Origin of the sequence: Blautia glucerasea, assembly GCF_020537505.1 — a bacterium.
Lineage (GTDB): Bacteria > Bacillota > Clostridia > Lachnospirales > Lachnospiraceae > Blautia_A.
Genome location: NZ_JAJBMO010000019.1, coordinates 48,765 through 72,855 on the forward strand (window position 1 = coordinate 48,765; position 24,091 = coordinate 72,855).

Annotated in this window: 22 protein-coding genes; 18 read left to right on the forward strand and 4 right to left on the reverse strand. The window is 41.3% G+C overall.

The features are described 5' to 3' along the window. Positions 1-75: 75 nt before the first annotated feature. Positions 76-744 (forward strand): UDP-N-acetylglucosamine pyrophosphorylase, encoded by a 669-nt coding sequence (locus LIQ05_RS13985; protein WP_226821542.1) that lies wholly within the window; start codon positions 76-78, stop codon positions 742-744. 128 nt (positions 745-872) lie between these two features. Here LIQ05_RS13985 and LIQ05_RS13990 read toward each other — a convergent pair whose 3' ends face one another. Further along, positions 873-1,616 (reverse strand): TraX family protein, encoded by a 744-nt coding sequence (locus LIQ05_RS13990; RefSeq protein ID WP_226821544.1) that lies wholly within the window; start codon positions 1,614-1,616, stop codon positions 873-875. Between the two features lie 278 nt (positions 1,617-1,894). On the opposite strand from LIQ05_RS13990, the gene LIQ05_RS13995 reads away from it, so the two are divergent. The 6 genes from LIQ05_RS13995 (at position 1,895) to LIQ05_RS14020 (ending at position 8,043) form a co-directional block, all read left to right on the forward strand. Further along, positions 1,895-2,587, forward strand: a complete 693-nt coding sequence (locus LIQ05_RS13995; RefSeq protein WP_118581434.1) for an iron-sulfur cluster assembly scaffold protein — start codon at positions 1,895-1,897, stop codon at positions 2,585-2,587. 27 nt (positions 2,588-2,614) lie between these two features. Further along, the gene (locus LIQ05_RS14000; RefSeq protein WP_118581437.1) at positions 2,615-3,625 is read left to right on the forward strand and encodes a GGGtGRT protein; all 1,011 of its coding nucleotides are present in this window, start codon (positions 2,615-2,617) and stop codon (positions 3,623-3,625) included. 280 nt (positions 3,626-3,905) lie between these two features. After that, on the forward strand, positions 3,906-5,759 hold the full coding sequence (locus tag LIQ05_RS14005) for a leucine-rich repeat protein (protein WP_226821546.1): 1,854 nt from the start codon (positions 3,906-3,908) through the stop codon (positions 5,757-5,759). 151 nt (positions 5,760-5,910) lie between these two features. Further along, on the forward strand, positions 5,911-6,375 hold the full coding sequence (locus LIQ05_RS14010; RefSeq protein ID WP_226821548.1) for a hypothetical protein: 465 nt from the start codon (positions 5,911-5,913) through the stop codon (positions 6,373-6,375). 191 nt (positions 6,376-6,566) lie between these two features. Continuing rightward, complete coding sequence (gene ybaK / locus LIQ05_RS14015; protein ID WP_226821550.1) at positions 6,567-7,052, forward strand: Cys-tRNA(Pro) deacylase; 486 nt, start codon at positions 6,567-6,569, stop codon at positions 7,050-7,052. Between the two features lie 169 nt (positions 7,053-7,221). Continuing rightward, positions 7,222-8,043, forward strand: coding sequence for a hypothetical protein (locus LIQ05_RS14020; RefSeq protein ID WP_226821552.1), 822 nt, complete (start codon positions 7,222-7,224; stop codon positions 8,041-8,043). 99 nt (positions 8,044-8,142) lie between these two features. On the opposite strand, the gene LIQ05_RS14025 is transcribed toward LIQ05_RS14020, so the two are convergent. Next, positions 8,143-9,783 (reverse strand): ABC-F family ATP-binding cassette domain-containing protein, encoded by a 1,641-nt coding sequence (locus LIQ05_RS14025; RefSeq protein ID WP_226821554.1) that lies wholly within the window; start codon positions 9,781-9,783, stop codon positions 8,143-8,145. 286 nt (positions 9,784-10,069) lie between these two features. Between LIQ05_RS14025 and LIQ05_RS14030 the strand changes: the two genes are divergently transcribed. The 11 genes from LIQ05_RS14030 (at position 10,070) to LIQ05_RS14080 (ending at position 22,290) form a co-directional block, all read left to right on the forward strand. Next, a complete protein-coding gene (locus LIQ05_RS14030) occupies positions 10,070-10,597 on the forward strand; it encodes a shikimate kinase (RefSeq protein WP_226821555.1) in 528 nt (175 codons plus the stop codon). Positions 10,598-10,745: 148 nt separating this feature from the next. After that, the gene (locus LIQ05_RS14035) at positions 10,746-11,159 is read left to right on the forward strand and encodes an RrF2 family transcriptional regulator (RefSeq protein WP_226821557.1); all 414 of its coding nucleotides are present in this window, start codon (positions 10,746-10,748) and stop codon (positions 11,157-11,159) included. A gap of 321 nt (positions 11,160-11,480) precedes the next feature. Next, complete coding sequence (gene nifJ, locus LIQ05_RS14040; RefSeq protein ID WP_226821559.1) at positions 11,481-15,023, forward strand: pyruvate:ferredoxin (flavodoxin) oxidoreductase; 3,543 nt, start codon at positions 11,481-11,483, stop codon at positions 15,021-15,023. 324 nt (positions 15,024-15,347) lie between these two features. Beyond that, positions 15,348-15,974: a hypothetical protein gene (locus tag LIQ05_RS14045; protein WP_226821561.1), complete on the forward strand. Its 627-nt coding sequence runs from the start codon at positions 15,348-15,350 to the stop codon at positions 15,972-15,974. After that, positions 15,971-16,162, forward strand: coding sequence for a hypothetical protein (locus LIQ05_RS14050; protein ID WP_226821563.1), 192 nt, complete (start codon positions 15,971-15,973; stop codon positions 16,160-16,162). Before LIQ05_RS14045 ends, LIQ05_RS14050 begins: the two co-directional genes overlap by 4 nt. A 61-nt stretch (positions 16,163-16,223) precedes the next feature. Continuing rightward, positions 16,224-17,012, forward strand: a complete 789-nt coding sequence (locus tag LIQ05_RS14055) for a DUF4428 domain-containing protein (protein WP_226821565.1) — start codon at positions 16,224-16,226, stop codon at positions 17,010-17,012. Positions 17,013-17,194: 182 nt separating this feature from the next. Next, positions 17,195-18,862, forward strand: coding sequence for a histidine kinase N-terminal 7TM domain-containing protein (locus LIQ05_RS14060; protein ID WP_226821567.1), 1,668 nt, complete (start codon positions 17,195-17,197; stop codon positions 18,860-18,862). Continuing rightward, positions 18,859-20,202, forward strand: a complete 1,344-nt coding sequence (locus LIQ05_RS14065) for an ATP-binding protein (protein WP_226821569.1) — start codon at positions 18,859-18,861, stop codon at positions 20,200-20,202. Before LIQ05_RS14060 ends, LIQ05_RS14065 begins: the two co-directional genes overlap by 4 nt. Further along, complete coding sequence (locus LIQ05_RS14070) at positions 20,150-20,776, forward strand: response regulator transcription factor (RefSeq protein WP_226821571.1); 627 nt, start codon at positions 20,150-20,152, stop codon at positions 20,774-20,776. The genes LIQ05_RS14065 and LIQ05_RS14070 overlap by 53 nt, the downstream gene beginning before the upstream one ends. 39 nt (positions 20,777-20,815) lie before the next feature. Continuing rightward, positions 20,816-21,667, forward strand: coding sequence for a hypothetical protein (locus tag LIQ05_RS14075; protein ID WP_226821573.1), 852 nt, complete (start codon positions 20,816-20,818; stop codon positions 21,665-21,667). A 98-nt stretch (positions 21,668-21,765) separates the two neighbouring features. Beyond that, positions 21,766-22,290: a hypothetical protein gene (locus LIQ05_RS14080; protein ID WP_226821575.1), complete on the forward strand. Its 525-nt coding sequence runs from the start codon at positions 21,766-21,768 to the stop codon at positions 22,288-22,290. A gap of 84 nt (positions 22,291-22,374) precedes the next feature. On the opposite strand, the gene folK is transcribed toward LIQ05_RS14080, so the two are convergent. Beyond that, entirely contained in the window at positions 22,375-23,208 is an 834-nt protein-coding gene (gene folK / locus LIQ05_RS14085; protein WP_226821577.1) for a 2-amino-4-hydroxy-6-hydroxymethyldihydropteridine diphosphokinase, read from the reverse strand. Positions 23,209-23,258: 50 nt separating this feature from the next. Beyond that, the gene (gene folP / locus LIQ05_RS14090; RefSeq protein ID WP_226821579.1) at positions 23,259-24,068 is read right to left on the reverse strand and encodes a dihydropteroate synthase; all 810 of its coding nucleotides are present in this window, start codon (positions 24,066-24,068) and stop codon (positions 23,259-23,261) included. Positions 24,069-24,091 lie beyond the last annotated feature (23 nt).

Below are 24,091 nucleotides of genomic sequence, written 5' to 3' on the forward strand. Positions count from 1 at the left end.
GATGTGAGTTGTAATGCAAACTTTTGGATGAATGAACCTATTTATAAAATTAGATTTATATGAGGAGGAAATATTATGTTAAAAGATTTTACCATCGCCAATATGCTGGATATGAGCCAGACAATTGCAGGAGAGCTTTTTGCGGGGAAAACTTATCCATGGGAAGTTCTTCCAGAGATTGGAGATTTCATTGTAAAACTGGGAAAAACACTGGATCCGGAAGAGTATGATCATCTGGAGGGTGACATCTGGATCGCAAAATCCGCCAAAATTGCACCAACCGCATGTATTAACGGACCAGCTATCATTGGTAAGAACACAGAAGTGCGCCACTGCGCATTTATCCGCGGCAAAGCGATGGTGGGAGAGGGCTGCGTAGTTGGAAACTCTACAGAGCTTAAGAATGTTGTCCTTTTTAACAATGTTCAGGTTCCGCACTATAATTATGTTGGTGATGCAGTACTGGGATACAAATCCCATATGGGTGCAGGTTCTATCTGTTCCAATGTAAAATCTGATAAGAAGCTGGTTGTGGTAAAAGACGGCGAGGAGAAAATTGAGACAGGCCTTAAGAAATTTGGTGCAATGCTTGCCGATCATGTAGAGGTAGGTTGCGGCTCCGTATTAAATCCAGGAACTGTGATTGGACGAAACACCAATATTTATCCGCTTTCTCCAGTACGCGGATGTGTACCTGCCAACAGCATTTATAAGAATAAAGATGAGGTTGTAACAAAGAAATAAATAGCCAATCGCATGTAAGTGCGGACTTTGGTTTTGAACACGAATCAAACGGCTTGACGGAAAATTAATTCTGTCAAGCCGTTTTGTAGTGCGATGTGTATAGGAAATTGTTTTTGCAATCCATTCACCTAAATTCCGAACCACATCTTTCGGATGATGGTCAGAATTGCAATATGTACCGGATAAAAAGCGTAGAAGAAATATTTTGCCCATTTCCCCTGAATGAAACCTCGTTTGCCATTGTACATATTCAGGGAAAGAAAAGCAAAGCAGGCTTTCCACTCGTAGATCAGCCAACAGCTTCCGATGACAGCCTGGGCGGGCTTGTAAGAACGCAGCCAGTACATGATCAGAAGAAATACGAATCCCTTATATCCGTAATCAGCCTTTAGAAAATAGGAAACCGTCAGAAGAACCAGCATACTTACCAGCTGCATAGCGGCATTTTTTTCAAAATGTTCGATCAGGCAGAAGGCAAGATATCCAAGAAAAAGAGTGAAAAATACATTTTGCTTACCTGGATAGAGCAGTGTGCTGTTTTGTGCAAAATTCCATGGGATTTCCGAGATACATGCAAAAATCAGAAGATTTCGTCCATATTTAAACCGGTCATGGGTATGAAGAAAGCCTTCTACAAGCAGAAAACAGAAAATAGGAAAAGCTGCACGTCCTACATCGCGCATAACACGGTACAGAGAGTATGTGGTGCTGCCTATCTGAAACCAGGGAGCGATTGCAGGCGGATAGTGGCGCAGAAGAAAAGAAGCGGTATGGTCGATCAGCATGATCACCATAGCCAGTACCTTCAGGCTGCTTCCGCTTAGGATCCTGAGTTTTTCCGGCATAAAAGAAGTTGATGCTTGCGATGGCATATTATATAAGTCCTCCTGTTCTGATTATGGATACAGAGCATTGCCGGATGTTTTTTGAACGGCGTACAGTTCGCTCAGCAGCTATAATCGGAATGTTTTTTTGTAGTTTATCATGAAAATGAAATTCCCACAAGATAAGTCCCATAAATGGCACCAGCAATTTTTTCGTATTTTTTGCAAAATATGACTAGACGAATGGAGAATTTTGTGAGAAAATAACACTAGGTTGTTAGGTCTTTAACAACGATTAAGTAATCAACACTGAAAGGAGTCTTAAAATGATTTACACTACTGAAGTTGAAAACATGTGCCCAGTAGCTAAGGGCGCAAAACATGAGCCAGCTCCGATCCCGGAAGAAGGCCAGTGGGTCCATGCCAAAAAAATTGAAGATATCTCTGGTTTTACACATGGTGTAGGCTGGTGTGCTCCTCAGCAGGGTGCCTGTAAGCTGTCCTTAAATGTTAAGAATGGTGTAATCGAGGAAGCCCTTATTGAAACAATCGGATGCTCCGGTATGACACATTCTGCAGCTATGGCAGCAGAGGTTCTTCAGGGTAAGACAATTCTTGAAGCATTAAATACAGACCTTGTCTGTGATGCAATCAATACAGCAATGAGAGAGCTGTTCCTTCAGATCGTTTATGGCCGTACCCAGAGTGCTTTCTCTGATGACGGTCTTGCTGTAGGTGCAGGTCTTGAGGACCTTGGTAAAGGCCTTCGTTCCCAGGTTGGTACTATGTACGCTACCAAGGAAAAAGGAGTTCGTTATCTGGAGATGGCAGAGGGCTATGTAACAGGTATCGCTCTTGACGAAGACAACGAAGTAATCGGATATCAGTTCGTTTCTCTTGGAAAAATGACTGACTTTATCAAAAAAGGTGATGATCCTAACACTGCATGGGAGAAAGCAAAAGGTCAGTATGGCCGTGTAGCTGATGCTGTTAAGATTATTGACCCAAGAAAAGAGTAAGCCACAAGCGAAAGGAGACGAACAGAAATGGCATTATTTGAAGGATATGAGAGAAGAATTGCTCAGATCAATTCTGTATTAAATAGCTATGGAATCAGCTCTATCGAAGAAGCTGAGAAAATCACAAAAGACGCTGGTCTTGATGTTTATGATCAGGTTAAGAAAATTCAGCCAATCTGCTTTGAGAACGCTGCATGGGCTTACACAGTAGGCGCTGCAATCGCGATCAAAAAAGGCTGCAAGAGAGCTGCTGACGCTGCTGCTGCAATCGGAGAAGGACTTCAGGCTTTCTGTATTCCAGGATCCGTTGCTGACCACAGAAAAGTAGGTCTTGGACATGGTAACCTTGGTAAAATGCTTCTTGAGGAAGAGACAGAGTGCTTCTGCTTCTTAGCAGGCCATGAGTCCTTCGCAGCTGCTGAGGGTGCTATCGGTATCGCTGAGAAAGCAAACAAAGTACGTCAGAAACCATTACGTGTTATCCTGAACGGACTTGGAAAAGATGCTGCTCAGATTATTTCCCGTATCAACGGATTCACATTTGTTGAGACAAAATATGATTACAAAGAAGCTAAATTAAACGTAATCTATGAGAAACCATACTCTAACGGACTTCGTGCTACTGTAAAATGCTACGGTGCAGATGATGTTCAGGAAGGTGTTGCTATCATGCATCACGAGAATGTTGGTGTTTCCATCACAGGTAACTCCACTAACCCGACTCGTTTCCAGCATCCGGTTGCAGGTACATACAAGAAAGAATGTATCGAGCAGGGTAAGAAATATTTCTCCGTTGCTTCCGGCGGTGGTACAGGACGTACTCTTCACCCAGACAACATGGCAGCAGGTCCTGCTTCCTACGGTATGACAGATACTATGGGACGTATGCACTCTGACGCACAGTTTGCTGGATCCTCTTCCGTACCGGCTCACGTTGAGATGATGGGTCTGATCGGTATGGGTAACAACCCGATGGTTGGTGCTACTGTTGCTGTAGCTGTTTCTGTAGAGGAAGCTGCTAAGGCTGGTAAGTTCTGATAATTGAATAAAAAGTTATATAATATTTAATAAAAACAAAGCACTTTCAACAAAAATGGGAGTGCTTTTGTTTTGCCACAAAGTTAACACAAAGGAATTTAAATAGTTGTTTTTAAATCTTCTGAATTTGCATTGCAGCAAGAGTAATGATAGGGTAGTTATGCAGGAAACTGTGTAAGTACCCTTTTTTTCACTTTTGGTGGATTGACTTTTGTACTAGAGAGATTTACTATTATAGTACAGTTAATTTGATACTATAAGAGGTGGGAGGACACAAAGTATGAAGAAGAAAATTTGGGCTGTATTGTTATCATCAGCAATAGCACTTTCTGGTGTGCCAGTGAGTGTATTAGCAGCGGAAGATGCTGCTATAGAAAATGGTTTTTCCGATGGTCAGGAAGATTACGGTCTGGAATCAAATCGGGAAGATTTTCCTCAAGAAATAAGTGATAAAGAGTTTGATTTTACTTCAGACATAGATTCTTATGAAGGTAGTGTTTCAATTGATACTAATTCTATAAATAGCGGTAGCTGTGGTGATAATGTTACTTGGTCATTGTCTGGAAGTGTTGTCACTATTACAGGTAATGGTAAGATGAAGGATTTTTCATATGACGAAGTAAAACCCTGGAATGATGCAACTGAGGTAATTGTTGAAAATGGTGTTACTGGTATTGGAGAGTATGCGTTTCAAAATTGTCCAAAGTTACAAACTATTAAAATTCCAGCATCAGTTACTTTAATTGGAAGTATGGAAAGTTCAGATTATTTTCAAGGATGTATTGACGCATTTGATTATGACGGTGGCAGCTTGATTAATATTGAAGTAAGTGAAGATAATTCTATTTTTTCCTCATGGAAGGGTGTTTTATATAGCAAAGATAAAACCAAATTATTGTATTGTCCGCGTCAGATTACAAGCATTGAAATACCAAAAGAAACAAAAAATATTTATGTTTCTGCGGTTGCCTGTTGTGAAAAGCTGAGCTCAGTTGCCATTCCGGAAGGAGTAGAAAGTATTGGTATTTGCGCCTTTGAACATTGTTATGGATTGTTGGAAATAGTAATACCGATTTCTGTAAATTCAATAGGAACAAGAGCTTTTTATAAGTCAACACCTTTATTTAAAGTATGCGGAAACAGCTACGGGGAAAGCTATGCCAAACAGAATAATTATAAATATGAGGTGACAGAAACACATATTCATACCTGGGATGAAGGAACAATAGAGTATGAACCTAACTGCGAGGATGAAGGCAGCATATTATATAAATGTACTACATGTGGAACTGAAAAACGAGAAACGATTCCCAAAAGAGACCATGTACTTGTACGCGAGGATGCAGAAGAAGCTACATGTACAGAGTATGGATACACAGGAGATTGGTATTGTGCCTTATGTGATGAATTAATTAAAGAAGGAACCGTAATTCCGAAAAAGAATCATGCTTGGGATAAAGGGACAGTGACTAAAGCGGCAACGTGTGTAACAAATGGTGTTAAAACTTACACTTGTACAGTTGGAGGCGAAGAGAGAACAGAGAGCATTCCAGCAAAAGGACACGCATGGAGTGCGTGGAAGGTTGTTAAGGCTGCATCGGTATCAGGCGAAGGTTTGCAACAGCGCACTTGTAAAAATTGCAAAAAAGTAGAAAGTAAAAGTATTGCAAAATTAACATCTACTCAGACAATCCCATCTACGTTAACAGTAAAAGCAGGTAAAACATCTACTCTGAAACCAGCTTCCTCATGGAAGAATGTTAAGTATTCTACTTCCAACAAGAAAATTGTAACAGTTGATAAAAAGGGCAAGGTTAAAGGTATTTCGGCAGGCACTGCGAAGATTACAGTAAAATCAGGTTCTAAAAGGGCTGTGTGCACAATAACAGTACCAGGCACGACAGCAATTAAGAACATTAAATCCTCTATAAATGTAAAGAAGGGTAAGAGCACGACATTGAAACCTAAACTTTCATATGCTGGAAGCCCAGATACAGTTACATATAAATCCTCAAACAAGAAGATTGCGATTGTTAGTAAATATGGAAAAATAACAGGTAAAAAGAAAGGCACTGCAACTATTACGATTAAGTCTGGAAAGATTACAAAGAAGTGTAAAGTGAAAGTTAAGTAGTGAATATTGAGTATATTGGACATAATCTGGTATGCCCTGTTTTTTCAATTGATTTCTACATTGGTCTGACGTAGTATAGTATTATAAAAGTCTCCGTTACCAGAGAAGAAGATACATGTAAACCAGATAACTCAAAAGGAGGAATAAGCGCATGAAGAAAGCAACATGGAAGGAAAGAATCAATAAATTAATACTGGCAGTGCTTGTTGTTGGTGTCATATTTAGCTGCTCCAATGTAGAACAGGCGCAAGCTGCATCTAAAAAAGGTACATATTACTATGGAACTGTGCTTAATCGTACAAAGGGCGGTAAGAAATATGGTTCCTGGCAGCCTGGAACGAAAAAGGTGAAATACACCAGTAAGTCTATTACATTCTATGGCTCATTTATGAAGAGCAGCAAAGCATCACTGAAATTTAACAAAAAGAATTTCGTAAAGTACGGTAAGAAGACTTTTAAATTAACATCTAAGACCCAATATTATTGGACAGATGAATATGGTAGAATACCTGCTAAGAAATATGAGGCTTTAAGATGCTGCAAGAAATTGAATGGACTTATGGTGGTTCTAAAAGTAACAAATGGAAAAGTTGTATCATTAACGTTCTATTCATAAGAGATGGAGAAAGAGAGAATAATCAAAGTTCTTGAAAGAATTGCTTTTTCTTTTTCATACTTGCCAGGGCTTTTCACAAGCCCTGGCTCTCCTTTTTTCTGACAAAATCAGTCGGATACATTCCATTGACGAAAACGGAATTCTATGGTAAAACTTTACTATGTCAATACATTATAGGAGGTTGACCCGAAATGGCAAAAGAAGCAAAGACAAATGCAATGAGAATGCTTGACAGACAGAAGGTGAAATACGAAACCCTGGCCTATGAGTGTGATGAATTTATTGATGGAATCCACTGTGCGGACATTACAGGAGCTCCTTATGAGCAGTCTTTTAAAACACTGGTAATGGAAGGAAAAAGCGGCGGATATTATGTTTTTGTAATACCTATTGAGAAAGAAGTGGATCGAAAAGCAGCGGCAAAGGCTGTAGGAGAGAAGGCTGTGGATATGATCCATGTGAAAGATATTATAAAGATTACAGGCTATGTTCGCGGAGGCTGTAGCCCGATTGGGATGAAAAAGCCTTTTCCCACCGTGTTTGATGCTTCAGCAGGAAAATTTCAGGAGATTTATGTAAGTGGAGGAAGAATTGGACTGACTTTAAAGGTTCCGGTAGAGGATCTTCTGAAGGTTACTGGGGGAAAGCTGGCAGACATTACAGCGAAAGATGAATAAGCATATTTTACAGATACTAAAATGATATATGTTAAAATACATATGATAATAAGTTGGCTGCGTGATCTGTTGACAACGATTCCAGAGACAGCTTGCAAAGCATTTCTGACACGGGTGCAACAAGTAAATACTATAACAAGCCCGGTGTATGGGCAGTAAGGAGGATTTTATGAGAGAAGGAAAGAGATTAAAGAAGCTGCTGCTTGGACTTGCAGCGGCTGCGATGACGGTGATGTGCGCGATGCCTGTATCAGCAGCCACCAGATCATTTGGCGCAACACTTAAGAAAGGACAATGCATTCACATTGTAAATGAGAATATCAGTGGAAATGCGATCAGCAATTACACCCTGCGCATAACACCTAAGACATCTGGAAGCAGATATGATGTGGTATATGCTTATAGTGGAGAGGCTTTAGCACTTAAGAATTGCCGCAGGGATTCCGGCAATATAACCAATTCCACCTATTTCAAAGCAAACAAGACTGCTAACAGAGGAATCATTGCATGTGTGAAGGCTGTTTCTGGAACTGTCAATGTGAGAGTTACAATTACGTCCAGGAATTCGAACGCTGTAATTAAGAAAAGCATTATGAAAAATCACAGCCCATTAAAGTCTTTTGCAGTTCCGAAAGGCCGTAAATTCTGGATGAAACGAAGAAGCAGTAATATCACTACACTTCCGGTTGTAATTGCAGCAAAGAGTGGAGCATCTATGAAGCGGACACTGACCAAGAGCTCTTATGAAAAATATGATTTTAAGAATAGCAAAGTTCTTCTGAGAAGATATGTAAATGGAAAGAGGAACTTGTATAAGAAGCGTTCCTATTCTTCCACATATGGCAAGACAAGATACTATTCGTTCCTTGTTCCTGCAAATTCTAAGGGAACTGCCTATACAGGAGAGATGGCAACTACCAAGGGAAGTATTACGTATTATTATCCATCTGATTATGTAAATGTACTTGGCGGTTGGAGTTATGTGAAATAAATATTAGAAAATATAGCGGACGAAACGCTATAAGTAAAAGAGGAGATTCTGAATCTGTGTCAGAATCTCCTCTTGATTTTATAAAAGAACTGATAAAGATTAGTTATCCTGTGCATCTTCTTCATTGATCTCGAAGATGTGACGTTTCTTAGCCATTTCATCGCTTGCAAGATACTCATCATAAGTTGTGATTTTATCGATCATAGTACCGTTTGGAAGAATCTCCATAATGCGGTTTGCAGTTGTCTGAACAAACTGATGGTCATGAGAAGTGAAAAGGATAACACCCGGGAATTTGATCAAACCATTGTTCAGTGCAGTGATGGACTCCATATCCAGATGGTTGGTAGGCTCATCCAGAATTAGGATATTCGCACCGGAAATCATCATCTTGGAAAGAAGACAGCGAACCTTCTCACCACCGGAAAGCACGCGGACACGCTTCACACCGTCCTCGCCTGGGAAAAGCATACGTCCAAGGAAGCCACGCACATAAGTTGCATCCTTGATCTCGGAATACTGGGTCAGCCAGTCTGTGATAGTAAGGTCATTGTCGAATTCTTTTGTGTTGTCCTTCGGGAAATATGCCTGTGTAGTGGTGATTCCCCATTTGTAATTACCCTCATCCGGTTCCATTTCACCAGTGATGATCTTGAAGAAAGTGGTGATCGCCTGTTCGTTTGCACCAACGAAAGCTACCTTATCTTCGCGGCCAAGAGTAAAGGAAATGTTATCAAGAACCTTTACACCATCGATCGTCTTGGAAAGATTCTCAACCATGAGAACTTCGTTTCCAATTTCGCGGTTAGGACGGAAGTCGATATATGGATATTTACGGCTGGAAGGACGCATGTCATCCAGCTGGATTTTCTCAAGTGCTCTCTTACGGGAAGTAGCCTGTTTGGATTTGGAAGCGTTAGCACTGAACCGGGAAATAAATTCCTGCAGCTCTTTGATCTTCTCTTCTTTTTTCTTGTTTGCTTCTTTCATCTGCTTGATGAGGAGCTGGCTGGATTCATACCAGAAATCATAGTTGCCGGCATAAAGCTGAATTTTGCCATAGTCAATATCAGCAGTCTGTGTACAAACCTTGTTTAGGAAGTAACGGTCATGGGAAACCACGATAACGGTATTGTCAAAATTGATCAGGAACTCTTCAAGCCATTCGATGGCAGGAAGATCCAGATGGTTGGTAGGCTCATCAAGAAGCAGGATATCCGGATTTCCGAAAAGTGCCTGCGCCAGAAGAACCTTGACCTTCATACTACCTGTAAGGTCAGCCATTTGAGCATAATGAAACTCAGTATCAATTCCAAGACCATTCAGAAGAGTAGCAGCATCAGACTCTGCTTCCCATCCATTCATTTCTGCAAATTCGCCCTCCAGCTCGCTGGCACGGATTCCATCCTCGTCAGTGAAATCCTCTTTTGCGTAAATGGCTTCTTTCTCTTTCATAATCTCATAGAGACGAAGATTACCCATGATAACGGTATCAAGAACTGTATAAGCATCATATTTGAAGTGATCCTGCTGTAAAAAAGAGAGACGCTGACCTGGTGTGATCACGATATCGCCTTTGGTAGGCTCAAGCTGTCCGGAAAGAATCTTCAGGAATGTGGATTTTCCTGCACCGTTAGCTCCGATCAGACCGTAGCAGTTTCCTTCAGTAAATTTGATATTAACATCTTCGAAAAGAGCTTTCTTTCCAACTCGCAAAGTAATATTGTTTGCTGAAATCATATTTTCCTCCTATTTAAATACATCATCCTTATGAATACACACATAATAACAAGTATAGCCGATTTTCATTTTATCGTAAACTGGCAAATTTGCAACAATTATTTCTGGTTTTTCCACTGTTTTACAGCATAAACATGCAGAATAAGGAAAAAATCCAAAAACCTTATACTTTACAAAGAAAAATCTCACTGTTATAATTGCTGAATACAATATCTGAATGGGAAAATGTTATGATAAAAATAACTTTGTAAAAGATAACTTCAGATATCTGACTGGAGGAAGAAATATGCCAAAAAAACAAATATATCTGACGGGATTTATGGGAACTGGAAAAAGTACAATTTTAAATTGCCTGCATGAGATCTGCGGCCTTGAGAAGATCGAGATGGATGAGCAGATTGTCCGGGAAGAGGGGATGAGCATTCCGGATATTTTTGCAGAGAAAGGAGAGGAGTATTTCCGAAACCTGGAGACTGATCTTGTGAAAAGAATCTCTGCTATAGAGAATGTTGTGGTATCCTGCGGCGGAGGAACTGTTATGCGCCAGTGTAACGTGGAAGAGATGAAGAAGAGTGGAACAATCGTGCTTCTCACAGCAGAACCGCAGACTGTTTATCAGAGGGTAAAAGGCAGCCATGATCGGCCTCTCCTTGAAAAAAATATGAATCCAGAGTACATAGGGGGGCTGATGGAGATAAGAAGGCCGAAGTATGAAGCAGCAGCAGATATTGTTGTAAAAACAGATGGCCGTACTGCAAAAGAAATTTGCCTTGAAATAAAAGAACGTCTAAAACTAGACGATAATCAAAAATAATTTGAAATTAATGTTAAAAAATTAAAAAACTGTTGAAAAATGATTAGGGAATTGTTATAATTTAGAATGCTTGGGGAGGGAAGAGCATATAAGGGACATCATAAATTTGTATTATGATTTTGTGTCCAGTAAGGAGATAATTACAGATATGTTTATTACGAGAGAGTGCGATTACGCAGCAAGAGTTCTTCGGGCACTGTCAGGGGAAACCCGCCTTAGCGTTAATGAAATCTGCGAGAAGGAATCCATTACCGCTCCCTTTGCCTATAAGATTCTTAAGAAGCTTCAGAAATCCGGTATTGTAAAGGGATATCGCGGTGTGCATGGCGGCTATGCCTTGAATAAGCCTCTTAGTGAGCTTACACTTTTTGATGTGTACCGTTCCATAGATCCGGATATGTTTATTATTGAATGTATGGAATCCGGTTATGAATGTCCTGCTGACGGAAGGGGAGACCATCTTCCTTGTTATATGCACAGAGAACTTGCAGAGATCCAGCAGGGTGTCTGGGAGATGCTGAAGAGAAAATCCCTTCAGGAAGTTCTTGTGCCAGAAATGTAAGTAATGAAATTAATGGCTGCTCACGAAGTGAATCGTGATACAGCCTTGAAAATTAATAAGAGATCAGTTAGACCGGTCAGACTTCATGTATGAATATCTGACCGGTATTTTTTATGATCTTCGCTTTGACCAGCAACACGCTTCGCGATGTGCAGAAATCATGATCAGTGAACAGTAACAAAACCACTTTTGTATGTGATAATGTACAAAAATCAAAATGGACATCATTGGAAGATTATGCTATAATGTCATATGGACTTTTAGACACATGGTGTCTAGAAATATTATTTTCATCATACCTTTAAGGAGGAAAAACAAACTATGGCAAGAAAGATGAAAACCATGGATGGTAACCATGCAGCCGCTCATGCATCATACGCTTTTTCTGATGTAGCTGCAATTTACCCGATCACCCCTTCATCTGTTATGGCTGAGGCTACAGACGAGTGGGCAACCCAGGGAAGAAAGAACATCTTTGGACAGGAAGTACAGGTAACAGAGATGCAGTCTGAGGCTGGTGCTGCTGGTGCAGTACACGGATCTCTTGCAGCTGGTGCCCTTACTACTACCTATACAGCATCCCAGGGTCTGTTACTGATGATCCCGAACCTTTACAAGATTGCTGGTGAGCAGCTTCCAGGCGTATTCAACGTATCTGCCCGTGCACTTGCTTCCCACGCACTTTCCATTTTCGGAGATCATTCCGATGTTATGGCCTGTCGTCAGACTGGTTGTGCAATGCTGTGTGAGTCTTCCGTACAGGAAGTCATGGACCTTACTCCGGTAGCACATCTTGCAGCAATCAAGGGAAAAGTTCCGTTCATCAACTTCTTTGACGGATTCCGTACATCCCACGAGATCCAGAAGATTGAGACATGGGACTATGAAGACCTGAAAGATATGGCAGATATGGACGCTATTCAGGCATTCCGTGATCACGCACTGAATCCGAACCATCCATGTCAGAGAGGTTCCGCTCAGAACCCGGATATCTTCTTCCAGGCAAGAGAGGCATGTAACCCATACTACGATGCTCTTCCGGCAGTCGTACAGGAGTACATGGACAAAGTTAACGCTAAGATCGGTACCGATTACAAGCTGTTCAACTACTATGGAGCAGCAGATGCAGAGCACGTTATCGTAGCTATGGGTTCTGTAAATGATACGATTGAGGAGACAATCGACTACTTAATGGCAGCCGGCAGAAAAGTTGGTGTTGTTAAAGTTCGTCTTTACAGACCATTCTGCGCACAGGCTCTTATTGATGCTATTCCTGAGTCAGTTAAACAGATCACAGTTCTTGACAGAACAAAAGAGCCAGGAGCTCAGGGTGAGCCTCTGTATCTTGATGTTGTTGCTGCACTTAAGAACAGCAAATTTGACGGCGTTAAGATCTTCTCCGGACGTTACGGACTTGGTTCCAAGGACACAACACCGGCTCAGATCGTAGCTGTTTATGACAATGCTGAGAAAGAGAAATTTACTCTTGGTATTGTTGATGATGTTACAAACCTTTCCCTTGAGACAGGCGCTCCGCTTGTAACTACTCCAGAGGGAACAACAAACTGTAAGTTCTGGGGACTTGGTGCTGATGGTACTGTAGGTGCTAACAAGAACTCCATCAAGATCATCGGTGACAATACAGATATGTACGCTCAGGCATACTTTGATTATGACTCCAAGAAGTCCGGTGGTGTTACTATGTCCCACCTTCGTTTTGGTAAGAAACCGATCAAGTCTACCTACCTGATCCACAAAGCGAACTTTGTAGCATGTCACAATCCGTCCTATGTGAACAAATATAACATGGTACAGGAGCTGGTTGACGGTGGTACATTCCTTCTGAACTGTGCATGGGATATGGAAGGCCTTGAGAAACATCTTCCAGGACAGGTTAAGGCATTCATCGCTAACCACGGTATCAAATTCTACACCATCGACGGTGTTAAGATCGGTATCGAGACTGGCATGGGACCAACACGTATCAATACAATCCTTCAGTCTGCATTCTTCAAGCTTACCGGAATCATTCCGGAGGAGCAGGCTATCGAGCTTATGAAGGCTGCTGCGAAAGCAACATACGGACGTAAAGGTGATGATGTTGTTCAGAAGAACTGGGCAGCTATCGATGCTGGTGCTAAGCAGGTTGTTGAGATTCAGGTTCCGGAGAGCTGGAAAGATGCTGCAGACGAGGGTCTTCATATGACTCACGCTACAGAGGGACGTCAGGAAGTTGTTGATTTCGTTAACAACATCCAGGCTAAGGTTAATGCTCAGGAAGGTAATACACTGCCTGTATCTGCATTTAAAGATTATGTTGACGGTACTACACCATCCGGTGCTGCTGCATACGAGAAACGTGGTATCGCTGTAAATATCCCTGTATGGAATCCGGAGAACTGTATCCAGTGTAACAGATGTGCTTATGTCTGCCCGCACGCAGTTATCCGTCCGGTAGCTCTTACAGCTGAAGAGGCTGCAAATGCTCCAGAGGGAATCAAGACATTACCAATGACTGGTATGAAAGATGAGTATCAGTTCACAATGACTGTATCCGCTCTTGACTGTACAGGATGTGGTTCCTGTGCGAACGTCTGCCCAGGTAAGAAAGGTGCTAAGGCACTTGCCATGGAAAACCTTGAAGCAAACATGGGAGAGCAGAAATACTTTGATTACGGTGTAACTCTTCCAGTTAAAGAAGACGTTATCGCTAAATTCAAAGAGACAACTGTTAAGGGAAGCCAGTTCAAACAGCCGCTTCTTGAGTTCTCAGGAGCTTGCGCTGGATGTGGTGAGACACCTTACGCAAAACTGATCACCCAGCTGTTTGGTGACAGAATGTACATTGCAAACGCTACAGGATGCTCCTCTATCTGGGGTAACTCCTCACCTTCTACACCATATACCGTAAATGCCAAGGGACAGGGTCCTGCATGGGGCAACTCCTTATTCGAGGACAACGCTGAGTTCGGTTATGGTATGCTTCTTGCTCAGAAAGCTATCCGTGATGGCCTGAAAGCAAAAGTTGAAGACGTTGTAGCTAACGGTGACAATGCAGATGTTAAAGCTGCTGGTCAGGAATGGCTGGATACTTTCGCATGCGGTGCTACCAACGGTGCAGCAACAGAGAAACTGGTTGCAGCTCTTGAGGCTTGTGGATGTGACAAGGCAAAAGACATTCTTACACAGAAAGACTTCCTTGCTAAGAAATCCCAGTGGATCTTCGGTGGTGACGGATGGGCTTACGATATCGGATTCGGTGGTGTTGACCATGTTCTCGCAAGCGGACGTGACATCAACGTTATGGTATTCGATACAGAGGTTTACTCCAACACAGGCGGACAGTCTTCCAAGTCTACACCTACAGGTGCGATCGCACAGTTCGCAGCTGGCGGTAAAGAGACCAAGAAGAAAGATATGGCTTCTATCGCAATGAGCTATGGTTATGTATATGTTGCTCAGATCTCTATGGGAGCTGACTTCAACCAGGCTATCAAGGCAATTGCAGAGGCAGAGGCTTATCCGGGACCATCACTTATCATTGCATACGCTCCATGTATCAACCATGGTATCAAGAAAGGTATGTCAAAAGCTCAGACAGAGGAAGAGCTTGCTGTTAAGTGTGGATACTGGCACAACTTCCGCTTCAATCCAGCTGCTGAGGGAAGCAAGTTCAGTCTTGATTCCAAAGCACCAGATATGACAGATTATCAGGAATTCCTGAACGGTGAGGTTCGTTACAATTCCTTACAGCGTCAGAATCCAGAGAAAGCTGCCAGACTGTTTGCTAAGAACCAGTCCGAGGCTAAGGCAAGATACGAGTATCTGCAGAAGCTGATCACTCTGTACGGAACAGAGGAATAAGAATTACCCGCGGCAAGTCCGCATTATAAATATATAATATAAACATGTAATGTTTATTATGTCGTAGCGTAAAGTGAGCCTGCGATACTGCCTAAGAAGGGTGGTATCACAGGCTTTTCTTGTGTGAATTAAATTCTGGGTGGCTACGGTGACTGACGTAGGCACAGCAGATGAAAAATTAGACAAGTTAATATGGCGTTTACTTAATTTTCGATGTACCCGATCGGTTCAGTTACTGTCAGAAGTGCTAGTGCAAATAGGAAAGCATTCACGTATAATGAAAACAACAAAAAACACGATAATAACAAGAAGGGAGATGCTTTTATGAACAAAAAAATGAGACTGTGGGTGGCTGGAACAGTTGGAGTCTTAATGACAGGCCTGATGAGCGTGAATGCTTATGCACTTGAAGAAAAGGATGTTATTGGAACCTGGTATGTAAATGAGCTTTCCATGGGTGGAGACATTTTGTTTCATCCAGGAGTAATGGGAATGGAAGTGACCGTGGATATTAAAGAAGGCGGTCAGATGGAAACCATAATGTCTTACAGTGGGGAAGAACCAGAGGTAAATCAATTAGAGTGGAAAATAGAAAATGATAAATTTCTGATGACTTATGACGATCAAACGGAAGAGTGTGAGTATACTGATGGCAAAATAACTATAACTGCAGATGGAACGACAATGATCCTAAGCCGGGAAAAGGAAGAGTATGAGCCATATGTACCAGGTAAACCAGTGGAAAACCCGGCCATGGAGGATTTTAAAGGAGAATGGATTTGCACTTTGATGGATGCATTTGGAATGCAGATGCCTGTCAATTCTGAACTGACCGGGTTCGAGATGATGTTGTCTATTCAGGAAGATAAGTCTGAGCTTATCATAATTGAAAGTGGAGAAGAGAGCAAAGCTGAACTCCATGGAGAAGTGGATGAAAAACTCTGGTATTGAAAGCTGCAGCAGACGATGAGGCTGGAACTATGCTTTTCAGTTGTGATACTATGAGGCTCAGTTTATTAGATGATGGAAAACTGTGTTTTGAACCGGAGTCTGATGGCAGTGAAGAAGAAACTTCTGAAACAGATGGAGAGGACTTCTCCGTAAAGACATATTTTGACAAAATAGATGTTGTAGAATAGTGTAAAATACTGCCACACCAGAACTGCATGATTCTGGTGCGGCAGAAAAGAAAGGAAAGCTATGGGATTATTTGATAAGAAAATCTGTGATATCTGCGGAGAAAAAATAGGTTTACTGGGAAATCGAAAATTAGATGACGGAAATCTATGTAAAAACTGTGCCAAAAAATTATCACCATGGTTTGAGGAACGGCGGCACAGTACGGTAGAGGATATAAAACGTCAATTGGAATATCGTGAAAATAACAAAAAGGCAGTAATGGATTTTTGCATAACCCGTCAGATCAGTACCAGAAATTATACTGTTTTCATTGATGATCATAAGAGAAATTTTACTGTTGCACGAAAACTGGATGTCAATGAAAATCCGGATATAGTTCCTTTATCCGCTATTGCACAGTGTAGAGTAGAGGTGGATCGACAACAGATTGAGAAAACCTATACCAAGGATGGAAAAACGGTAAGCTATCAGCCGCCAATATATGACTATGAGTTTGATTATACCATGCGCATTAAGGTTAACACTCCATGGTTTGACGATATGGATTTTCGTCTGAATACTTTTTCCATAAGCAGTGAAAAGAGAGGCGAATTGATGGAAGTGGAGCAGACTGGACATCAGATCATTGCTGCTCTGACACAAAATGATGCCGGAATGCAGCCTGGAATGTCTGGAATGAACATGAACACAGGAATGCAGCCTGGAATGAACATGAACACAGGGATACAGCCTGGAATGAACATGAACGCCGGAATGCGTCCTGATAGCGGTTCGTGGAGATGCCAGTGTGGTGCAGAGAATGTGGGAAGGTTCTGCGAATATTGTGGTCAGCCAAGACCGTTTAAGTAATGAAAAACAGAGTGGACATGATTGTTCACTCTGTTCGTGATAATAGGGTTATTGTTCATTCTAAACCAGTGACCAATAATTGGAAAAACTCTGAAAATTGACAATTTCTCTAAAAACTATATAATAAAACAGAGCTTTATAGTATACTTGTTATAAAAGTATACAATGAGAGAGGAATTTTCATGACATATAATAAAAAGAGGATGCTGTCGTATGGAGTAATTCTGATAAGCGTGCTTCTGGCTTATTTCTGCAGGCTGGTAAGACCGAAAAATACTTTTGCAAGAAATTTTGCAGACCAGTGCCGCAATTGTATTTACCTGGGGCTGTACTGTGCCTGGGTGATCTATCTGGAAAAGCATGTAGTATATAAAAAAATGCGCAGATGTCTGACTGCAATTGGTTGTCTGATGGTATTCTGGTTCTTTGTAAGAACAGTGAAATTTCATATTTTTCATGAACCTCTTGGAGAACATATATGTTGGTATCTGTATTATATTCCGATGATCATGATCCCTGTCCTGGGTCTGTCTGCAGCGTTGTTTTTTGTTGAAAAAGATGAAGAAAAAACGGTCAGACAAATCATAATTCTTTTGACTGTGGCGGCAGTATTGATCATAAGTGTTTTTACAAATGATTTGCATCAGCTGGTGTTTCGGTTTTCCAAACAGCCTCCATTTTCGGATAGGGATTATAGTTATGGTATTCTTTTTGCAGTGATTCAGGGGTGGATGCTGAGTTGTCTGACAGGAATGGAAATTATTCTGATCAGAAAAAGCAGGATTCCGGGAAAGAAACAGTTTTGGCTGCCGGTCATTCCAGGAATATTGCTTCTGGGATGGAATGTTGGAAATATATTTCATTTGTCTTTCATCCAAACCCTTGCAGGGGATATGACAGCAGTGTGTTGTCTTTTAATGGCAGCAATTTATCAGGGCTGTATAGTATGCGGATTGATACAGACAAACAATCGATATTTTGAACTATTCCAGACTTCAGGAGGGCTGGACGCAGAGATTACAGATGATTGTTTTCAGCGTTATTATCATTCCGGTGATTTTCCCAAGCTTTCTCCTGAAATGCGTACAATGATCATTCACAGATCATCTGTGCAGGAACAGGGAATCCGGATCAACCATATTCCCATAAGGGGAGGACATCTGTTTTGGTCAGAAGATATTTCAATATTGCTGGATCAATATCAGGATATTCGGGAACAGCAGGAAGAACTGATTGCCAGAAACAGACTGCTGCAGAAAACCTATGAGAAAGAAGCGGAGCGAAGAAAAACAGAAGAACAGAATCGGCTGTTAAACATGATACAGAATCAGACTGCTGGACAGCTGGAATTGCTGTCGCAGTTGATGGAAGAACTGGAAAGGACGGAATCAAAGGAACGATATGATCTGCTTCTCGGTAAAATTGTAGTTATTGGTACATATTTGAAGCGCAGAAAAAATCTGGTATTGACACAATATACATCGGATGGAAATGTGCTTACCATGGAAGATCTCAGGCAAAGTCTTGCAGAATCCTGTGACAGTTTAAAATTATGCAAGATCCGGGCTGCCTATTATGTGGAAAATGGAAATGTTCAGCTGAATGCAGATGATATACTAAAATGCTATGATACCTTTGAATGGCTTGCAGAACGGCTATTTGATGTGATGCAGTCTATGTTTTATCGTGTGTCGCAGATTGAGGATGATCTTCGGATTTCCGTTCATATTGCATCCGAGGCAGATCTGCGCGGCTTAATGTCAGAAAGACCGGAACTTAAAGTGCAGCAGGAAGATGAAAAAGAATGGTTTGTTAGGTGCAGCATATTCAGAAAGCGAGGCGGCAGATGAATAGTTTTGTAGAATGCAGCATAGCAATGCAGAATTTTCTGATGATTCTTCTGGAAATCTGCCTGATTCTGGAACTTATTCTCTTTCTGTTAAGAATCACCTGCTTTTCCGGGAAAAAGAAAGTGATAACGGCAATGACTGTTTTTGCGGTTTCTTTTGTTCTTATGGTTTCTTTGATGAATGAGCATAGATATAGTATTGGGGAAAGTGCATATCAGCCAATGCTTCAGGACTATCCGGCCAGTATTTTAACAGCAGGGATTGTTGTATTGACATTTTATCTTTGTTGGGCAATCTGGAAGGAGAGATACAAATATAATCATTCCTTGTCGTACTGGTCTGTGAATGAAGCTGTGGATGACGTTCCATGTGGAGTATGCTTTTCGGATTCACTTGGAAGGATTGTTTTGTGTAATACCAAGATGCAGGAATTGTGCAGAATGATGACGGGGGATTATCTGCAGGATTATGATACATTGCGAAAAGCAATGGACAATGAAAATGTATCAGAAGGGCTTATCAGATTAAGCGACGACAGTAACGTGTTTTATTTTCCGGATGATTCTGTCTGGATGTTTCAGGAATATCGTCTGCAGGAGCCAGATTGTGCAGGATATCTGCAGACAGTAGCAGTTAATGTATCAGAAATTTATTATAATAGTGAAAGGATCAGGGCAAACAATGAAAAGCTGGAAATCCTGAATCATAAGCTGGAGGTAATGTACGAAAAAATCGGTGATAAAATCAGAGAGCAGGAAACACTTGCTATGAAAATGCAGGTCCATGACAATTTTGGGCGAAGTCTTCTGTCAATACGCAGAATATTGGAGAGAAAAGAAAATCAGGACAAAATGGATAAACAATTGTCTGCATTGAAGCATCTGGTATATATTCTTACCGGTTCTGCCGTAGAGAGTATGGAAAAGCTGTATGAGGATACGATTAAACATGCAGAGGAGCTTGGGATTTCGGTTCAGATCAGCGGAAACTTTCCTTTGTATCCATCTTACAGAGTTCTGGCAGACAGAGCAATCCGTGAATGTGTGACAAACTGTGCCAGACATGCCCACGGCAATGTTGTTTTTGTGAAGATAGACAAATATGCAAATGTATACAACATCCGGATCACCAATGATGGAGATGCGCCTGAAAAAAATGCGGAAGAAGGCTGTGGTTTGTCTGCACTGAGAAAAGCAGCCGATTCAATGAACTGCATAATGCAAATTTCATTTGTCCCTGAGTTTTGTCTGATATTGAAGATGCCGCTGACAGAAAGGATGAGATTGGATGGTACGTGTACTGATAGTAGAAGATCAGAAGATCATGCAGAAGTATTTTGAATATATTCTTATGCAGGATCCGGAATTTCGACATGTTCAGACAATTTCGGATGCCCGTGAAGCTGTAAAAATCTGTGATTATTCAGTAATAGATCTTGTGATTATGGATGTACAGACATTTCATAATCACGATGGGCTGAGCGCCGGAAAAATGATTAGGGAAAAGTACCCATATACAAAGGTATTGGTTGTTACGTCTCTGATCGATCCCAAGGTGCTGGAAAGGGCAAAACGTGGATGTGCGGACAGTCTCTGGTATAAAGATCACGGTGAAGAGGATATACGGAGTGTGATTGACAGAACCTTAAATGGTGAGCGTGTATTTCCGGATATAACGCCAAAGGTGGAACTTAACTGGATCACAAGCGGTGATATCAGTCCAAGACAACTGGAGATGCTGCGTTTGTATATTCATGGGATGTCCTATTCGGAGATTGCAAGGAAAATGGATTGTTCGACTTCTGGGGTAAGGTGGAATTTTCAGGAAATGATTGCCAAGGCAGGATATAGCTGTAAGGAAGATCTGATAGCAGCTGCGTTGGAAAGCAAATTGATTGTAACCACACTGAAATAGAAAGGCATAGGCATATTCTGACAGGAAGGAGCTGAAGGTATGAATAAATTTTCTGTTGCTGCATGTGTTTGTGCAGTACTGTTTGCTTTTAGTAACTATGGTGAAAGTGTGAGAGAAGTATCTGCCCAAGCTTCTGGGGCAGAAGAAGATCTGGCAATTTTGCAAGACATTATCAGAGAAAATGAATGCCAGGCTGGAATGGCATTTCTGGGCTACACTTATGAAACTGCAGATACATCAGAGATACTTGAATATACCAGGCAGGAAGAATTGGCTGCGGCTTATCCTTTTTTGCAGGATGGAACTGTTGTTGATGCAGGAGGCTATGAAATCTATGCGATTGTTCCAGGACTGGATTGTAAGATCAGTATTTATCCGGCTCAGATTACGGAAGAAGGGGAATATTTGGAAGATCTGAACAATCCATGGTATATGGGGCAAAAGAATGAAGTCATTATCCTGCGCTGCAATATGAGTGAGATTTTTTCTAATGTGATGGTTTCTGTGCAGAAGCAGAATATGAGTGCGCAATACCATCCTATGGTATCGTTAAAGGATGGACACCTTGCAGCGGAAGCCTACTGCTATGATTTTTCAATATATTATGATTGGGAGGAGTATCAATCAGAGTATGATTTTTCATTAGATATAAATATTGCCAGAGACTTGATTGCGCAAACAGACGAGGTTAGTTATTACCTTGGCCTTGGAATGTCCCTATGGTATACCGGTACGGAGGAGTATATTGAGGAAAGAAATTGTCCGGTATTTGTTATAGGGACAGATCATGAGGAACATTTTACAAAAGAAAAATATTATGCAGCAGGAGATAATGTGGTTTATTACTACGATCCGTTAGGTGATGCGTGGCTTTTGCTGGGAGCTGGCTGACAGAAGATTCATCAGGGCGTGCAGATTGCGGGAATGATTTTTCAAACAGGCTTTAGTATATAACAGAGATCGATTAATTTGAGAAAGAGGAAGCAGACATGAATGATTTTTTAACAGAAAAAAATAAAAAAACAGGAGTGTTAGGAAAACTGAAATGGGTTCTTTGCGTTTTCTGTATACTTTTTACTCTGGGAGCTATTGGCGCATCGGAGAAATATATTGGTGAAGGACGCTGGGGAATGGCAGCAACGGAGATTATATTGGGATTGTTATTTTTGTATCCAACTTTACGGGAAATCCAGAAAGCATTGAAGAAGAAAAAAGCCAGAGAAATAGCCTGTTGGTTTGAATCTTATGCCCAAAGTACGCTCTCATTTGAGAAGTTTGAGACTGAGATGGGAAAAGATGCCGTAAGAAAACTGGAAAAAATGATTGCAAAAGGATATATTCGGAATATTCAGATTGACAGAGAAGAAAATTATATATTGATCACTGCACCAAACAGACGTGTGAATGAGAAGATTTATATTACAGTTACCTGTCCCAGCTGCGGCGCAAAGAATCAGATAATAAAAGGCCGCCTGTGCAACTGTGAATATTGCGGACAGCGTCTCACTTTCTGACAGCAGATGCGAATTATTACACAAGGGGCTGCCTGTTTCCGGCAGCCCCAATATTAGATAAGGGAAATTTCTCCTGCTGGATTATCAGTGGCAAAGAAGAGTATTTAAAAGCTGTGAAATTGTCTGATTTAGTACAGGATGCCTGAGGTAAGGGGCAATCTGGTTCATAGGAGCCAGCACAAATTCACGATTCTGCATATCCGGATGGGGAACGTGAAGATCAGCAGTATCAATGATCTCCTGGTCATAAAACAGAATATCCAGATCCAGAGTACGGGGACCCCAGTGAATAATACGTTCCCGGTTCGCCTCCTGTTCCAGCTCATGGAGACGCACCAGCAATTCTTCCGGTGAAAGAAGGGTGCGCATTTTCAAAACTCCATTCAGAAATTCATCCTGATCGGTAACGCCATAAGGTTCTGTTACAAGATAATCAGAAACAGCCTCTATCCGGCATCCTTTTGTTTTATTCAAACCACGAATCCCATTATCAATAAATAGCTTTTTATTTCCCATATTAGAGCCAAAAGCAATGTATGCAGTATGCCATTTTCTTGTGATTTCCACAGATACGGTTTTCAGTGGAAGACCAACAGGAGCCCAGGGCTTCTCAATTTTCAGTGTGATCTGTTCCAGACCGGAAAGAGAGTCGAGCAGCATCTCTGCAAGATTTTCTGCAAGCGCTTCCAAAAGCTTAAAAGTATGTTTTTGGGTAAAATCCGTAATCATGTGGCTGACTTCTCCGTAATTAATAGAAGAAGACAGGTCATCCGTTAACCCTGCCTGACGTGTGTGCGTAAAGAGGGTGGCAGAAATAACAAATTTTTGTCCAAGTACATTTTCTTCCGGATAAACACCATGGTTGGCAAAAATTTCCAGTTCTTTAATTTCTATTTTATCAAATCTGGTTTCATCCATAACAGTTGTTCCTTTCTGTTGACTATTTACAATTTTGAAAAATTTGAATTTTAATTACAACCCAAAATTGCTTCTGTCATCTGGATCACGCGTCTGTTCTCCTTGACATCATGAACACGTACAAAAGAACAGCCCTTCATCACACCAATTACACTGGTAGCCAGTGTTCCCTCTACACGCTGGTCTACAGGCAGATCAAGTGCCAGTCCGATCATCGACTTGCGTGAGGTACCAAGAAGAACCGGAAAGCCCAGATTCTGGAAAAGCTCCAGATGCTTCATGGTTTCCAGATTCATCTCAAATGTTTTTCCAAACCCAACCCCTGGGTCGAGAATGATTTTATCTTCTTTGATCCCTGCTTTTCTTGCAAGGTTGACACATTCCTGTGTTTCAGAAAGCATATCAATGAGAAAATTGTTATATTCTGTATTGGACTTATTGTGCATGAGACAGCATGCAGCATCGTATTTTGCAATTACAGCTCCCATTTTAGAATCATATTTTAATCCCCAGATATCGTTGACCAGGTCTGCGCCGGCCTGAATCGCGCTTTCTGCCACGCTGCTTTTGAAGGTATCTACAGAAATGGGAACGTCAAAACGTTTTCTGACTGCTTCTATAACGGGTAAAACTCTCTGAGCTTCTTCCTCCGCACTGACCGGCGTGTGTCCGGGACGGGTAGACTCCCCGCCGATATCGATAATATCCGCACCATCCGCGATCATGGCTTCTGTATGCCGCAAAGCTTCATCTAAATGATTCCATTTCCCGCCATCGGAAAAAGAATCGGGAGTAATATTTAAAATTCCCATTATATAAGTGTGATTTTGTGTATCAAAAAAACGATTTCCAATTTTCATAAACAGAAACCATCCTTTCTGTT